The 14,547-nt window shown below is 48.0% G+C and carries 21 protein-coding genes and 1 pseudogene; 8 read left to right on the plus strand and 14 right to left on the minus strand.

The window, feature by feature from the left end; genetic code table 11:
- The first annotated feature begins 1 nt into the window (after window position 1).
- Window positions 2–1,183 (plus strand): S49 family peptidase, encoded by a 1,182-nt coding sequence (locus OGX90_RS00695; protein WP_000952985.1) that lies wholly within the window; start codon window positions 2–4, stop codon window positions 1,181–1,183.
- Between the two features lies 1 nt (window position 1,184).
- The gene (locus OGX90_RS00700; protein WP_000338612.1) at window positions 1,185–1,916 is read left to right on the plus strand and encodes a nuclease-related domain-containing protein; all 732 of its coding nucleotides are present in this window, start codon (window positions 1,185–1,187) and stop codon (window positions 1,914–1,916) included.
- 286 nt (window positions 1,917–2,202) lie between these two features.
- On the opposite strand, the gene OGX90_RS00705 is transcribed toward OGX90_RS00700, so the two are convergent.
- From OGX90_RS00705 to OGX90_RS00755, 11 genes are all read right to left on the minus strand, one after another.
- On the minus strand, window positions 2,203–2,556 hold the full coding sequence (locus tag OGX90_RS00705) for a hypothetical protein (protein WP_000210769.1): 354 nt from the start codon (window positions 2,554–2,556) through the stop codon (window positions 2,203–2,205).
- Window positions 2,557–2,621: 65 nt separating this feature from the next.
- Window positions 2,622–2,906, minus strand: a complete 285-nt coding sequence (locus OGX90_RS00710; RefSeq protein WP_042896207.1) for a hypothetical protein — start codon at window positions 2,904–2,906, stop codon at window positions 2,622–2,624.
- A gap of 356 nt (window positions 2,907–3,262) precedes the next feature.
- Window positions 3,263–3,562 (minus strand): hypothetical protein, encoded by a 300-nt coding sequence (locus tag OGX90_RS00715; protein WP_047744976.1) that lies wholly within the window; start codon window positions 3,560–3,562, stop codon window positions 3,263–3,265.
- A gap of 432 nt (window positions 3,563–3,994) precedes the next feature.
- Window positions 3,995–4,363 carry a hypothetical protein gene (locus OGX90_RS00720; RefSeq protein ID WP_042896211.1) on the minus strand — a complete coding sequence of 123 codons (369 nt, stop codon included), beginning with the start codon at window positions 4,361–4,363 and terminating at the stop codon, window positions 3,995–3,997.
- A gap of 225 nt (window positions 4,364–4,588) precedes the next feature.
- Complete coding sequence (locus tag OGX90_RS00725) at window positions 4,589–5,125, minus strand: hypothetical protein (RefSeq protein WP_047744975.1); 537 nt, start codon at window positions 5,123–5,125, stop codon at window positions 4,589–4,591.
- Between the two features lie 66 nt (window positions 5,126–5,191).
- Complete coding sequence (locus tag OGX90_RS00730) at window positions 5,192–5,629, minus strand: hypothetical protein (RefSeq protein ID WP_045340437.1); 438 nt, start codon at window positions 5,627–5,629, stop codon at window positions 5,192–5,194.
- Between the two features lie 44 nt (window positions 5,630–5,673).
- Window positions 5,674–5,970 carry a hypothetical protein gene (locus OGX90_RS00735; RefSeq protein WP_047744974.1) on the minus strand — a complete coding sequence of 99 codons (297 nt, stop codon included), beginning with the start codon at window positions 5,968–5,970 and terminating at the stop codon, window positions 5,674–5,676.
- Between the two features lie 120 nt (window positions 5,971–6,090).
- Window positions 6,091–6,327, minus strand: coding sequence for a hypothetical protein (locus OGX90_RS00740; RefSeq protein WP_261307971.1), 237 nt, complete (start codon window positions 6,325–6,327; stop codon window positions 6,091–6,093).
- 226 nt (window positions 6,328–6,553) lie between these two features.
- Window positions 6,554–6,835 carry a hypothetical protein gene (locus OGX90_RS00745; protein ID WP_042896222.1) on the minus strand — a complete coding sequence of 94 codons (282 nt, stop codon included), beginning with the start codon at window positions 6,833–6,835 and terminating at the stop codon, window positions 6,554–6,556.
- Between the two features lie 65 nt (window positions 6,836–6,900).
- On the minus strand, window positions 6,901–8,085 hold the full coding sequence (locus tag OGX90_RS00750; protein ID WP_047744973.1) for a ParB-like helix-turn-helix domain-containing protein: 1,185 nt from the start codon (window positions 8,083–8,085) through the stop codon (window positions 6,901–6,903).
- A 416-nt stretch (window positions 8,086–8,501) separates the two neighbouring features.
- Complete coding sequence (locus tag OGX90_RS00755) at window positions 8,502–8,678, minus strand: hypothetical protein (protein WP_001371930.1); 177 nt, start codon at window positions 8,676–8,678, stop codon at window positions 8,502–8,504.
- Between the two features lie 509 nt (window positions 8,679–9,187).
- Here OGX90_RS00755 and OGX90_RS00760 point away from each other — a divergent pair.
- The 6 genes from OGX90_RS00760 (at window position 9,188) to OGX90_RS00785 (ending at window position 12,720) form a co-directional block, all read left to right on the plus strand.
- Window positions 9,188–10,132 (plus strand): DUF5417 domain-containing protein, encoded by a 945-nt coding sequence (locus OGX90_RS00760; protein ID WP_286622977.1) that lies wholly within the window; start codon window positions 9,188–9,190, stop codon window positions 10,130–10,132.
- 99 nt (window positions 10,133–10,231) lie between these two features.
- Entirely contained in the window at window positions 10,232–10,831 is a 600-nt protein-coding gene (locus OGX90_RS00765; RefSeq protein WP_047744971.1) for a hypothetical protein, read from the plus strand.
- A gap of 59 nt (window positions 10,832–10,890) precedes the next feature.
- Window positions 10,891–11,241 carry a hypothetical protein gene (locus OGX90_RS00770; RefSeq protein WP_045899599.1) on the plus strand — a complete coding sequence of 117 codons (351 nt, stop codon included), beginning with the start codon at window positions 10,891–10,893 and terminating at the stop codon, window positions 11,239–11,241.
- A gap of 45 nt (window positions 11,242–11,286) precedes the next feature.
- On the plus strand, window positions 11,287–11,490 hold the full coding sequence (locus OGX90_RS00775) for a hypothetical protein (RefSeq protein WP_047744970.1): 204 nt from the start codon (window positions 11,287–11,289) through the stop codon (window positions 11,488–11,490).
- Window positions 11,491–11,911: 421 nt separating this feature from the next.
- Window positions 11,912–12,331 (plus strand): P-loop NTPase family protein, encoded by a 420-nt coding sequence (locus OGX90_RS00780; protein ID WP_047744969.1) that lies wholly within the window; start codon window positions 11,912–11,914, stop codon window positions 12,329–12,331.
- A gap of 68 nt (window positions 12,332–12,399) precedes the next feature.
- Window positions 12,400–12,720 (plus strand): hypothetical protein, encoded by a 321-nt coding sequence (locus OGX90_RS00785; protein ID WP_047744968.1) that lies wholly within the window; start codon window positions 12,400–12,402, stop codon window positions 12,718–12,720.
- A gap of 608 nt (window positions 12,721–13,328) precedes the next feature.
- On the opposite strand, the gene OGX90_RS00790 is transcribed toward OGX90_RS00785, so the two are convergent.
- The 3 genes and pseudogenes from OGX90_RS00790 to OGX90_RS00800 form a co-directional block, all read right to left on the minus strand.
- Window positions 13,329–13,448: a type I toxin-antitoxin system Hok family toxin gene (locus tag OGX90_RS00790; RefSeq protein WP_223152483.1), complete on the minus strand. Its 120-nt coding sequence runs from the start codon at window positions 13,446–13,448 to the stop codon at window positions 13,329–13,331.
- Window positions 13,396–13,506 (minus strand): annotated as a pseudogene (locus OGX90_RS00795) (DUF5431 family protein); the annotation flags it as partial. The pseudogene OGX90_RS00795 and the gene OGX90_RS00790, both read right to left, overlap by 53 nt.
- A 335-nt stretch (window positions 13,507–13,841) precedes the next feature.
- Entirely contained in the window at window positions 13,842–14,447 is a 606-nt protein-coding gene (locus OGX90_RS00800) for a hypothetical protein (RefSeq protein WP_047744967.1), read from the minus strand.
- Window positions 14,448–14,547 lie beyond the last annotated feature (100 nt).

A 14,547-nucleotide genomic window follows, 5' to 3' on the forward strand; every position in this document is an offset into this window, starting at 1 on the left:
GATGTTAAGCAGTAAAAAAAGGAAGTCCCCTACAAATATCAAAGAATCGCTCAATGATAACGCTGACCGTTTTTATAAGATGTTTCGCATTCATACCACGGCAAAAGTTGCTATGTCGCTAATTGCCATGACCGCTGTAGGGTTTTCTTTCTACAATCTTTACGAACAATGGCAGGACGCTGAAGGGAAGAAAGACCATATAGCTGTAATACGGATTTCTGGCGAGATGGGTACCGGCTCGGAAACGGGCGATGGAACAGTGATCGCAACAGCTCTTGCCAAAGCTTACAATAATCCCCATGCCAAAGCAGTTATTATCGAGGCAGAGTCAGGTGGTGGTGGTCCCTCTGACGCCATCATTATTTACCGCCAGATAAACGCGCTTAAAAACCACCAGCCACAGATTGAACGCGTATCAGATGCCGGTGGCTCTCTTTCATCTGTAGCCGCTGACAAGAGTAACAAAACCGGGAGCACAGAACGTGGCGATGAAGCACGGTCGAAGCAAAACTCCCTCGAAGTACTCTCCAGCGGTACCGGTCGTTTTTTCTCTGATATCGCAGACTCATATAAACCAATCATCGTTAGTGTGAAAGGCATATGCGCATCCGCATGCTATTACGCGGTATCGCCCGCTGATGCAATTTATGCCGACAGTAATGCCCTGATCGGTTCTATCGGTGTGCGTATGGACCACTGGAATCTGTCAGAGATCATGAGCACAGTAGGCGTCAAGAATGAGCCCCTTACGGCCGGTGAGTTCAAAGATGCTCTTGACCCCTTCCACCCATTGTCCGATTCAACGAGGGAGTTCATGCAGAAGGAGATCCTGAACACGATGCATGAAAAATTTATAACTGATGTTGAACTTGGACGGGGTAAAAAGCTTCTCTCGCGTCATGATGCCGATGCTGTTTCTCTCTATTCAGGCCGTGTATGGCCAACACCTCAGGCAGTTAAGTACGGCCTGGTGGATGGAGATCTTACGTCAGTAGAGATCCGTACACGTCTTTCAAAAATGTACTCCACTGACACGTTCAAAAACTACAATGAGCCTCATCGTAATCTCCGTTCTGCACTCGGCATGCTGATGAGCCTGTCTTCAAATATTGAGAGCCTTACCGGTACCACTACCCGCTTGGTAGAATCTGTTAATGCCACCAGCTACCCCTCTGTGAGGTAACATGGATGCTTTCAATCTGCTGTGGAGCATTACGGGGGTAGCTTTCATTATCCTTATTTTCGTCGTGTTGCTGTGTCTGTTGGGTTTTATGACCTCTGCCATAGCGGAACGGCGGACTGCAAAGGCAATTGAATCTGGGCTTCCTGAAGAAGCTCAGGGGCTACTTAGTGATCTCACCTTTCAGTTATCGGCTCATAGCACTACGCAGGTTGATCACATTCTCGTAGCCCCACATGGTATATACGTCATAGAGCAGAAAAACTACGTAGGCAAGCTCTACGGTACTCTGGAGGAAAGCCACTGGCGGAAATGGACTCAGTCCCGAACCCTCAAGTTGCAGAACCCGTTTAAGCAAAACCAGGGGCACATCAGGGCTATTCAGTCTGCTCTTAAGGCTAGAGAACTGGAATGTATCAATGTCGTCATCATAAACGGACGTTGTAAGTTTGATGGCATCAAGCCGGAATGGTTATGTATGGGGATGGACGATTTTATCCATAAAGTCAAACAACGACGAGGGCTACGGTTGTTCACACCGGAGTCTGTTCAGCACATCTGTTCGGTGTTGAAGTCAACAAGGAAGTCGCCAGGGCTCTATACGGACCTTACTCATATTCATAACATAACGACAAAGTACAAAGCCCCGATGAAATTCGAGCAACGAGTAACATACATTCTGCTCAACTTTATCCATTATCTGTGGGCAAGTCTGTTCACTAAGCAGAAGCCTTAGCGCTCTATCATTGGTAAGGCTGTAAAATGTCTGCAAAAGGCCCCATCGGTAAATTGTTGGGGCTTTTTCTTTGCGTAGTTCTGATACGGTTTATCCTGTGGAGCATTATGGCCACCAGCCAGCTGGTGACTGGCCAACGCTTTGTATGACGTAGCCTACTCAGGGCAGGCTATTTTAGAGGGACCGATTTTTATCCGGGCAAATTTAGAAAGAGATAATTTGAACTTAGGCGGGCTGACCACCAGCAGAGAGGTAAATCACTAGCCGGTGATATTGACAGAAGTCGTCAGGGGTTTAACGCCGGAATATTTTGCCAGGCTTCCTGCAAGGTCTGCAAGACTTCTACAAGTGATAGTGACGGCCACAGGACTGTTTCCGTCATTATCACTCCAGGTGGCTCGCACTCTACTGGTACCAGAATTAAAACAACACGAGTTCCTTTTACCTGGTAGGCAAGGTTTACTGCCGGTTGGCGGTAGGAGGCCAGTACACCCTCACCATATTGAGCAGGGTTACTTGCCCAGTTCCGCACCATTGCATACACCTGAGGCATATACCGACTATCCAGATCCCCTTTGGGCCGTCTGAACGGCACGATTTCTTCTGAGCGGTAGGTGGTCGTTGTTGTATTGGTTGTCATCTTTGTCACCTCCCCTGTTCGTCCATTTAGAGTTTTAAGCTGCTTTACACATCACACTCAACTGATTATTTAAGCTGGTCATCGTCTCTGGCCAGCATAGCCCAACCATTCGCCTGGTTTTCGCGGGAGTAAGGATTCATTTCAAAATAACTATCTACCGCGTCGCTGTCCGCAACAGAACTGTTGTTAGCTCTCTTTGAACCCTGAACCACTACAGCATCAACCTCTGCGGCTTTCCCGTTGCGCTGTACCAGGATTTTAACCGTCTTGGGCTTACGTCTTGCGAGCAGTTTGTTGGCGATAAAAAGCACAACAATCCAGGCCAAAAGCACGTATAAAAATGTATTCATAATGCCCTCCTTTGTATGTGATTATTATACCTGCTTCCATTGCAGGCCAAACAGGTTCGGTGCATGAAAAATAGACTTCTCTCCGGCGTATAGCAATCTACTTACTGATCTGTTTTCGTATCAAACTGTATGGCATAACCGAGGGGCGTACGTGGTGAGTCAGAAAGTTACTTTTCCGTAATAGTTAATTTCAGATCCTTCTTCCAGTTACGCTTCAGTATAAAACCGATACCCTCTAATTCAGCATCCTTCACGTTTAATACGCTTCACTTTAAGGCAGGGCTTTTCGGTTGAAATGAATTCTTTTTCCGGTTGCTGGACATGGGTTTCATCCTGATAGGTAAAATTGCAGGCTATCAGTCACCACCACCACCTCCGTCACCTCCTCCACCGCCACCATCACAACCACCAGCTATGCTATTTTCACCATTACAATCACCTCCGAGGGAGTTCAAATGGCTGCTCCCCTGTAGATGGTGTCCTTGCCAGATCGAACCCGAACCAGCGCCTCCTGAGCGTCTTTGCTTGCCCTGAGGCAATTGTGCAGGCTCACCAGCACCGGCGGTCCCAAAAATGTCCCGGGCAATTTTATAAAGAAGGTAAAAAGGTACGCCCAGCATCATAAAAAAGATTACTGAAAATATTACACGTTCCATTGATGATCTCCTGTCTTGTGAGAGACCAGTTATATCAGGGTGATTCAGTATTTCCGTTTAGAAAAGAGTACTAATTTGGCCCTGTTCGATCTTAATTTGCCATCCGGGAAAAAGTCATAGGGATAGGCCTGCCAGAGTCAATAACTTCCAGCAATCTGGAGGAGACCCCGGCTCTCTGAGCCCTCATGGATGGTACGGCTTTACGCCCTGTAAACAGATTCACCTTCCGCAGGACAAACATCGACTACTGACGTCTCATATTTGCTGACGCTAATCCGACGTCTCATTGCCGTCTGCTTGTTTTCTTTAAAGGGTGTATTAGACGAATATCAAATCGGAATGGTAGGGGATGTGTGGGCACCATGCCCGGCCCTCTTTGAGCATCTGAGAGATTGGAGACCTAGCCGGGTAAGATAGCTACTTTCTTACGGGTTACCCTTCAAATCCAAAGACGAAACGGACGCTGCCGTTCTCCACGTGGAGACGCTTTACTTCTTCGACAAATTCCTGGATCACCTCTCCGGCGTTATCGGGTGGTATGGCTGACAAAATTTCTTCCGAAGTCAGCCATGAGTATGAATGTTCACCGAATAAATCATCATCTTCGGACGGTATATCATCAGGTAATCCGCGTAATGCGTGGATAAAAACTCCTGATGTGCTCGCCCATTCACGATCTACATCAAATCCGAGCCAGGCAAAGTGGAGATATGAGCGGTCCCCTTTATAATTGCTTGATAAATTTATCCATTTACCAGGCTTTTCTTCCCTTTGAAATCGCCAGCAGATATCAACGCCCATTAAGAAACTCCATGACTATCGTTAGTATGAGATAACTATCATTTCAGAATACTATGACTTCTTCCCGTATAGAACTAATCGCTCACGCCATTTAGCTACTTACATTTTTTTCGTACGCTTGCAGCGCAGTGCCTTGAGAGAAGTAAGTAATACTGGGCGAAGCCAACCGGTTCCGCCACCTCGCTCATCGGCTTTTAGGCGTAAGCACTGAAGTCAGCCTCCATGCTAACTGGCGAGCCTGCGAAAGTCAGACTCGTTGTTATAAAGCGGCATATCGTAAGCAGTGTCTGAAATGAACATTCGGATCTGCTCAAGCGTCATGCCACAATGAAAACGGGTTACGCTCACATTGGCCCGGGGGAAGTCAGCACAAAATGCATTCAATACATTCTCATGGACAATGCCAATGTTGTTCAACGCAGCTGGCCCGTTGTCACGGAAGGATACGACACGGAATCCCCCATACCAGCCTGACTGGGAGAAAAATGAAAATGCACTGGTTGCCAGACCATTAGACAGGTCATAGCGCAATTTCCCGCTCAGAGACTGGCTGTCTCTGCTGTACACGCGATTAATGAAAATGCCGAGACCAACTTCTACCGGCTGCTTGTTGCTTGCTAAACACGGAAAGCCCACCAGCGAAACCTCCCTTTCTCCTGAACATTTTACCTGATACCCGGCAGTGAGAAAGTCAGTCAGTTCTACGCCAGAAAGAGCATTAATGGCCGCGATATCGGTAGTCAAAATATTAACATTTTTCATATTCATCTCATCTATATTCTAAAGTGCGTTTTTGTCTATCAGCCCGAGGGTTGAAAACTTGAATATTTAATGTGACAGATAAATACCTGTCACCTTTTCAAAAACTGCTTGTAATTGAATATCGAGAGAGTCCATTTTAAAATCCACCAGCTCAGCTTTATTATCGCAAACCGAATAAAAATAGGAGTCAAATGCGTCTGTATCTTCATCTTTAAAAATACGAAAGGAATTAATTTTATTATGCCCTTCAAATTCGGCATGAATACCATAACGAACCGAGCCGTCATCGAACTGAACAACCCGTCGTACAGAATTAATCCGGACGTACTGTTTTAAGGCCCTCGCGAAATCGGCATTTAACGCCAACGCTCGTAAGATTGAATCAGCGGTTTCATTCTGCTTTTTACGATCATATTCAAACATCCCACAGCCGGTGTTACGAAAGACCGGCTGAAGAGCATTAACCAGGTTGAAGGAATCCACGTTTCTGTCGTTTCTGTACATGAGATATCTCCTGCTCCTACGCTATACGAAGGGGCTTGATAGGGTTACTGCCAGGCTGCGATCACTTCTTCGCACTGGAAATGAGATAAGCACTGCTGGAGTAGAAGAGCCAGCACCGCTGTGTTAGGGACGCGATTGTTACACCACGCGTTGAATAGCAGCTGCCATGGACCGGCATAATACCCGGCCAGCTTCATTTTTTGTTTGGCTGTACGACAGCTGGAAATGGCCTGCTGATAAAGGCTTTCATTCTCATCACCAGCCCGTTTTTGCAGGGTGCGGTAAATATACGAATAAAGACAGTCAGAACAGTTTGAAGCGTACGCAAGTTGTTTTCTCATAATACCTCCAGTTTATAAGCATTATAAGTAAACAGCCTCAGCGGCTAATAACCCGAAGCAATATAATTTGCATTTTTTCTGTTTCTGAAGACGCTTTTTAGATTAATATTTACTGAGTTATCACAACTTATTATTCTTCCCGCCTGCTGTTTTATTAATCCCCCAGTTAGTAATCACGCCAAGTCGGCGCAATTTTTCACGTTGTTCATAAATAAAAAAAACGCCAAGGCAATCTTTTAAAACTTCACTATCCTGATATTTTATTTTTTGAAGCATCCTCGCAACTATGGCGCGTTTCAGGAATATGGCTGCATCAGGCTCAAGCATTTGTGATGACTGTCTGACGGTCTCCTGCATGTCGACGATACTGCTGAGCTTTCGTCTGACCACGCTTAGCATAGTGTCCGGGAACCGCTTAGCGGCTGAATATAACCCGCAACAACGTTACGCATTGTTTTACTCACTGCAATGTTCCATTTAAATCTGTTTGTTCCACCAGCTGCTAACATCAGCGTTATTCATCCTGAGGCTTCGCCCGCGATATACAGAACAGAGGCAGCATGGATGAAATTGCCAGAGTAGATCACTGCATGCGCGAATAGTGGTTTGTATTCAGTTCTGCGTTTGCCTGCTTTTCCAGTGCTGTCATAACCCGGCGGAGCATCGCCAGAGCCTGAACAGGCGAGCTCCCAAACTGCACTTTCACTTCATCCGTATCATGATCCTGAATCAGGTCGAGGATGTTCACTTCGATCCCTGCCCCGTTTTCATCTTTTGCCGTGCACTGAATACTTACCCGTGTCACCGAATCCGTCAGGACTGGAAGTGGGTTAGTCTTGTCTACGTTGCTAACAGCCTTCTTCATTACCCTGTTTCCCCTTGTCCTGAAAAAGTTACCGACCCGTCCGGATGGAGGGGTCGGTCAGAAAATCATGCCTGTCCCTTGTTCATCTTCTCAGCATGCTTACGCAGGTACTCTTTCAGGTCAGCATGAGCATTGATGATATCGTTCATTTCATCATTGGTCAGAACAAGCGTGTAAGTATCAGTGCTGACAGATTCACCTTCTTTAAGCTTGGCTTCTTCAGCAATACGTTCAAAAATCGGGATCGCCGTGTCGGCAATGACGGTCACGGTCTTTTTGTTCAGAACGCTGGACATGGATGGCGCTTTACCTGCCGGATTCTGTTTAGGAGCGCTGTCCTTTGGAGCCGGAGCTGGTTCCTGTACCGGTGGCGTAACCAGCGTCTCTGTATTGCTTTCATCATTCAGTTGATCCGGTTCCGGGGTGTTAACGGTAGCATTACCTGCCGGTTGCTCATCACCGGAGTTTTCCGGAGTCTGCGGATCTGCCATGCGCTCTTCTACCTTGGCAGCTTTGACGAATTTCAGCGTGTTTTTCGTCGCTTTACCATAGATGGAGATCGCCTTGTTGATGTTATCTACCGCATCCTCACCGCTGTACATATACTCGTCCAGCGCAACGTACATGCTCACCTGATCGCTCACAAGCATGGTCTGTAGTTCAGAAGGCAGGTCCAGAACGCGAACCATCTGGCGAAGATGCTGCTCTGATTTACCACGTTTTTTTGCCAGTTCCGCAAAGGTCTTAGGCTCTTCTTTATCTTCAACAAGACGCTTAATTGAAAGCGCTTCAGCTACGACAGACAGCGCCAGGTTGGAGTTGCCGGTGAGGGTGAAGAGTTCTGCTTTTGAAGCGCTACCGCGAAACTCTTCGCAGCGAATACGAGTAATGCGTTCACGCCCTTCTGCTTCCAGCTGGCGGTTTGCAATAGCGATGGAACGGATACGGCAAGCCCCCTGTCGCAGTACAGGTACGCCATTAACCATCTGAACAACGATAGGCGTCACGCTGAACGGGTCTTCCATGTAAGCATCGGCTAGGCTGTTCAGGTGTTCCACAACGTGAGGCATTGAATAGTAGAGCTCGCCCATACCGGCCGTGCGGGTGTTAAAGCCTTCCTGCTCTACAACAACCGAAGGGTCAATGATAAGGCCGTTACCTTTACGGGCACCGTTACCAGTGCGTTCCAGGTAACCACGAAGGCTGATTTCGTTGCTGTTGTTTTTTACTTCAGTTTCGATTGCGGACATTTTTGTTCTCTCTTTTGGTTGGTTGTTTAACTGCGCTACAACACAACAATACCAGGTTCGACATTTTTCCTAATAGGTTGCGGAGAAGAAAAAGTAACTTTTCTTAAAAAACTTTCCTCAGGCAATACTACTCGATCCGTCCGTTTTAAATCTTCACAACAGTGGGCCGTTTTTACGTTTAAGCAAAAATTCTGGTTCAGAAGGTGAGTAAGAGAGCAAAGTTACTTTTCCGGTTGTCTGGGCCAGTGATGAGAGAGTGGCAGGACAGGAATGGCTAAACCGGTGCGGGTCTCTTGTAAGTCGCAGGAGATTCAGGAGATATAGAGGTAAACCGGTACGTTCAGTTTTTGGATTGAGCCGGGCTTTTGGCCCGGGCTTAAGGAAGCGGAAATTTGAACGAACTGGCAGGTAATGCTTTATGCCGCCGACAGCTGGCCGTCAGTGCTTTGCTGTTCTGGTTTGACAGTTGGGGGATAACCGGCAGTTAGCCGCTGGCATTCCGCATCACAGAAAGCCCTGAGGTTGCTGAAGACGGACTCCATGAAATCAGCATGAGCATACGAGTCTACAGGACGTGTCTTGTTATCTTTCATCTTGTTCTCCTCAATCATTATTAAAACCAGCGGATTTAGTTCCTGGCGCTCCATCTGCTGACCGGCTTTCCCAGAGAGCAGCGATGTGTCGGGTTCTGTTTCTCATTTTATCGTTTTCAGCGGGCCCATCCGGCCGTATAAGAGACCGATTTGGCATGTTTAGGAAACGTACTGGCGACATTAAAAGCTGAGGTTGGCTTTGGAATAAAAGGATGCTTTTCCCGTTTGTCGGGTCTTTCGCTACCGCTGCACGATGATTCTGTCTGGCATTCTGCGTCCTCCCTGGCTGTGCATCTGGAAACAAGCGTTGGGATGTTCCCTTCCCCTGCTCACCGCAGAAAGATCGGTAAGTCCCGACGGTCGTTCCGTACGAGCCGGGTCCAAATAATGAATAAATACAACGCCACTTCAATTGTATTGACAATAGAAGCCAGGAGGATCATAGTGTCATTCATGGTGCGGCTTTCGCACCACCGCCCCGGCGGTACCGGGCAGAACTGGAGTACCTCATGAAACTTTCCCGTCAGACGACTTCTGATACTTCTGTAGATGGCCGTTCACGCGCATATGCCTGGGGCCGAGTCCATTATTTCATTATCGAACATGCACCAATGGCTGAGCTGGTCGCTATTGACGAGTTGCTGGAAAAAGCTGGCTGGAGCAATGACGGCTGTCCGAACTATGAGAAAGATGACGAGTTTGGTAATGCTGGTTACAGCTGTGGTTACTGGATCGATATTGACAGCGTGAGAAGCTTCAAGGCTGACTACAAACGTCTTAAGGGTGAGATTAGTGCGCATATCGCCTCAAAGGCGGCAGAGGTGGAGATCCGCGTACTGGACTCGATGTCCGACAAAGAATGTAAAGATGTTGCCTCGGTGGCATGTACTGTTCGCCGTGACTTACGTACGCAGTCCGAATCGCTTCATTCACTGCGTACTATCGTAACGGTTGATCATTACAATCCCTATGTGACCACCAGCCGCCCGCTGAGCATTTCCGCCTGGACACTTATCCACGACTGTCTGAAAACCGGCACCATCAATGACGTCTGTTCACGGTTGAGCTCATTAATCCTGCACTCTGAAGCCGCGATTGTCCGTTGTAAGGGAAGCTCCGACTACTCTTTGGAACACGCTCAGCTATCGTTCTTTGCTGGTAACGACTATGTCACCAGACGCACCCTTGTTGATGCAACTCACGAAGAGGCTCTGCGAATGAACCGCCGCTTTGATGAACGCATTGTAATGAACGCGGATTCTGATGCCAGAAGGCTCCAGTGCGAATTCAACCTTAGCAACCATGTCGTACAGCGTCGGACCGTTGAATCTGCTCATATCCAGGCAATCAACGAAGACGTCACCCGTTCACAGGCGGAACCACGCTGCCCTGGAAAGCTTCTTCTGAAAATGACCAGTCATGAGGAAGTGCGGGACTCATTGCGCACCTGTTAGTCCAGCGACACCCCCTGCGGCTCTACTACCGGGCCGCAGTCTGCTCCTGCCCAGATGGTGCCAGTGGCGTAATGAATTTGTTTAATAAGGCTGAGTATGATGAATAAAGAACAACTAATCGACAAACTGGAACGCGTGGTATGTGGTCAGTACTCCTACGAAATGCAGGAGCTTGCGTATTCGGCCCTCTGCTGCATTAAAGGTACCCCGGACGACTGCGCTAAGTTCCCTGTTACGCGTCCGCTGCCTGACACCTTAGTGGACGTATGGGACGAGATCGGGCAATACCTTGGCACAGGCAAAGCCATTGAAACTCGCAGTTGCGGCGTTTCGCTTCTGCTTCATGGACACTGCTACGATTCAAATCATGTGCTGTACTGGCGCAATGCTGGCGTACTTCCAGCAGCTTGCGATACGCCACTGGCTGGTGGGTCTCGCAAACTGTTCACCTGCTCAGCCTGTGGAGTGGACGGTCTGGATGAACCACCTGAAACCAGTTGCCACTGCTGCACAGAGGGGGCCCACTGGATTGAGAGCAGGCTCTTCACCTCCGGGCAGGCAGACCCTGAAGAATTTAGACCCGTGGCGGTCGTGAAAGAGTGTGCAGGCTCAACGCCTGATGATCGGCTCATCTGGAGCGTGATTGAACAGCTCAACGGCGAACTGGCGGAAGGCGATAAACTATTTAAGCGACGCTGACAGATCACGGCAGCGTTTATATCAGACGAACTCCAGAATAATTTAAAGCAACCATGAACATGAAAAAGCCCAAAGCTGCATTACAGAATGCCATGAAAGAAGATGTGCCAGCTGTGACACAGATTCAGATGCGATCTACGGTTTCCAGAAAAGTTCGCTATGTAAAACAGGCAAATCGAGAGGGTCTGAAATTATCTGAATGGATGTCGCGGCATCTCGATGCTGTCTGTGATACCGCAGATGAGATTCATAAAGGCAAACGCTCATCTCCGGTTGCGCCTGGGGAGATTCCCCCGGACGTATACCAGGTGATATACGATCAGTGCGGTGGGTTCGTGGAGTGTGATGCTAATGCCCAGGTTATCTGGGAAGCCTGCCGTGATGCCATTCTTAACGGAGACAAAGGGTAAACGGCAGGTATCGCCTGTTTTTTTGCCCTTGTGAGGAAAATCCTGATGAACCATCAGAGCCGAACCGTATACCTGAACACGGCCATTGAGGCCCTGCTGAAAGCTGAGGCGGCTCTGAATGAGCTGGCATTAGCCTATGTGCTCAAACCTGGTGAAAAGGCAAGCGCATGCCATCCCCGAACTGGTACGCTTTCCACTGCTTCCCAGGTAAGAAAGCTTCGCCGTGTTCTAGAAAAAAACAAGTTATGACGGCCCGTATACGCTGGCATAATGTACTGTGATTCTCCCATCCCGGCAGTATGGGTATAAAACCCTTCCATTACTACGATTACAGCCAAAGCGACGACTGTTTCTGAATAGCCTCCCCCGTCGACTAGATCTGTAATGCCTTAGTAGTAAGTTACTTTCCTGAATGCCTGTCAAAGCAGCTTTTGAGCATCGGCGGGCATTGCCGGACCTCGGCCCCGGGAGAGTGGAACTGAAATACTTAGGTTATATGCAGGAAAGCCACCGTTATGCGCCATCGCTCCCCCTCATCAATATGATAATTTATTACTACGGAATGACGGAAGCTGATGTCATGAAACTCAGAGCCTGATACCTAATGCTGATGGGAGAATCGGGCGAATGATAATAAAAACGAATGATTAAATTCTGACTTGAGGATGTTATGCGAAAACAGGCTATTGATGTGCTACAAAACCTTGACCATCACGTCTTGGTCACGGGTGATTCGGGATCCGGGAAAACCACCCTTTTAGCAGAGCTTCGTATTGTCGATAGTGATTGCAGGTATTATCGTTTCCCGGATTTGAATGGCCGACAGCTTTGTGACGACAACTTTGATGGTTATGATTTCTTGAAAACGCCTGAGAGAACATTAATTCTGGATAGTGTCTCGATAAGAAATGCATCAGAAAAAGCAAAAGTTCTGCAATTTATCAAGACAGCGAGAAAGTCCGGGAAGCGCCTTATTATTGTCGCATATCCGACAGATGCAATGCAGATCAAACCACTTTTCGGTGCAGTTATTACTTTATCCGGCGGATTTGATAATGACAGAAATTGTGCTGTAGAGTTTCTACTTTAAAAAAGCCCCGTCGTTTGAAGGAGCAAGTTTCTGAATCATCATGATAAACACCATTTAAAGGAAAGCTAATGTGTGATTTTTGCAGAGCTGACGAAAATTACTTTCATACGGCAGAATGCGTGTATGACCAACTGGTTAAAGAGTATCCCGTAATGTGGCTGCGGGATTCAACCCGGATCGGGGCCTGCTACCTCTGTCGAGAACTGCTGTCGCCGGAGGGGATGGTCCTGGCGATGCAGAGCGCTTTCCCTGCAAAGGGATGGCGGCTGCGTATTTGGTACAATGAAGCCATTGACGAAGAGATAGAACCGCAGCGTGGAGACTGTATTGAGCTGTCCTCCAGGGCGGACGCTCTGCTGTCCTTCATGTCGTTCCAGGAAAAGATTTAGCGCTGCGGCCCCCCTCACAAAAAGGCGCTTTCCGCGACAAATCTGGTACGACCGGTCAACGTTGAGTCAATTCTTGCATCCCCGCAGATGAATCCCTATGAAGTAAAGTAGAGGTAGTCATTACGCCCACCAGCAAACCTGATAACTGTTCTTTGCGTAACATCCTCAAACTTCTGGTGCCTTCGTAGACTGCGATGCGAATGCCTATGAGCTGAATTCACCGTATCATTTGACCGGATGCAGCGAGAACAGAAATGACAATGTTTGAACGATTTGCCAGACGGCCATAAAACTCTACTGGGTGCAGAATAAGGACTGACCGCAATGGCTACGTTCTATGAGCTACCGACCAGTGAGAAGTCCAGTGTTTCCGGTACGTGCCCGGACGAGCACCGGTGAAATTTTTCCCGACTGGATTACGCTAAGGCTTTTGAACGGTTTGCGTGAAGCGGGACTCTTTGGGTCTGGCTCTTGATTTATACAAAAGGCTATATGCCACAAGACGGGAGGAAAAAAGGGTTTCCCCGACTGGAGAAACCCTTTCAAAAGGTGCCGATGGCATACTAATCCACACCCTGAAAAGAGGGGGTTGCCCCCCTCTTTGTCAGCTACTTACCGGATTCGTAGGCCAGGATAGCAGATACCTCCCTTGTTCCGTCTTTCATCCGCAACTCGCAAAGCGAGTTTCGTGTGAGCCAGGTGAATATCAACAGCGTTAAACAAACTATTAATATGCACAAAACAATGGGTTGGTTCGGCATTTTCATGGCCTTCTTCTCCTTGCATTTAAGCAGGCAAGAGGCTACTCTGAATGTGACTAGCATACAGGGGCCTCGGGTTAATTGAAAAATTACTCGGGGCTTTCTGCTTTTACCACAGTCAAACAGTGTTACCGCTGGCTGGGGCAAAAGCCTCCAGCACCAGCGTTATTATACCACCCTGCCCTGATCAGCCAAACACCCCGCCTACATAAATTACTGATTTTTCATTTATTTGACATGATTCACTTCCGGTTGTCGGCGAAAGTCATTTTATACTAAAGAAAAGGGTAACGGGCAGCTGCTGGGTCGGAACATACAGTGCAGTTCCTGCCCGTTTAATTTCCGGATGCAATGGTAGGATCAGGAGGCACTGCTTCCGTTGATTAGGGAAATCTTATGTGCCTGAATACGGCTGTATTCGAGATGGGATGGAATATTACAGATGCGCTCCAGTCGATCATGCAGCCTCGTGTAGGTCAGTCGATGAATACCGGACATTTCATCAAGTAGCCAGCGCTTGATGTAAGGGTTACAGGAAAGCCGGGCAAGATCGTCGTCATCCACTTCGTCAAAGAACCAGTACTGCTCCATCGGGACTACCTGAAATATCCACGGCCGGGGATAGTCCCCTGTGACAACCAAAAACCATGCAAGAAAGCATAGACACAGCTCAACGACCATAAGCATCGAAAATTGCGAATAACTTAGACCGGGCACATAGGGTGAACTATCCGCAACATACCCCCTGAGCAATTCCGCCACAAGGTAGCCCAATAGCGTCAAGGCCAGCATCAGGGTCAGGATTAATCCCCCATTAAACGCTACCGAAGCCTTTTGAACCCGATCAGGTGCTGTCCGGCTGCGATAGTTGGTCACTACTCTTTCTACAAGTGCCCTTATGGCAGCCTGTTCTTTACTGACATCAGCTCCGGAAAAACCGGACAGGCTTTTATTTAATTCAGTCATACCCCACTCCTGTTATGTGCTCTACTTAACAAACACGTAGATCATACAGAGCTCACGGACGCACTCCTGCCAGATAAAGGAGGGAATTTGGCTGTAAGAC

The organism is Citrobacter sp. Cpo012 (assembly GCF_030333015.1).
GTDB classification, from domain to species: Bacteria; Pseudomonadota; Gammaproteobacteria; order Enterobacterales; family Enterobacteriaceae; genus Citrobacter; species Citrobacter portucalensis.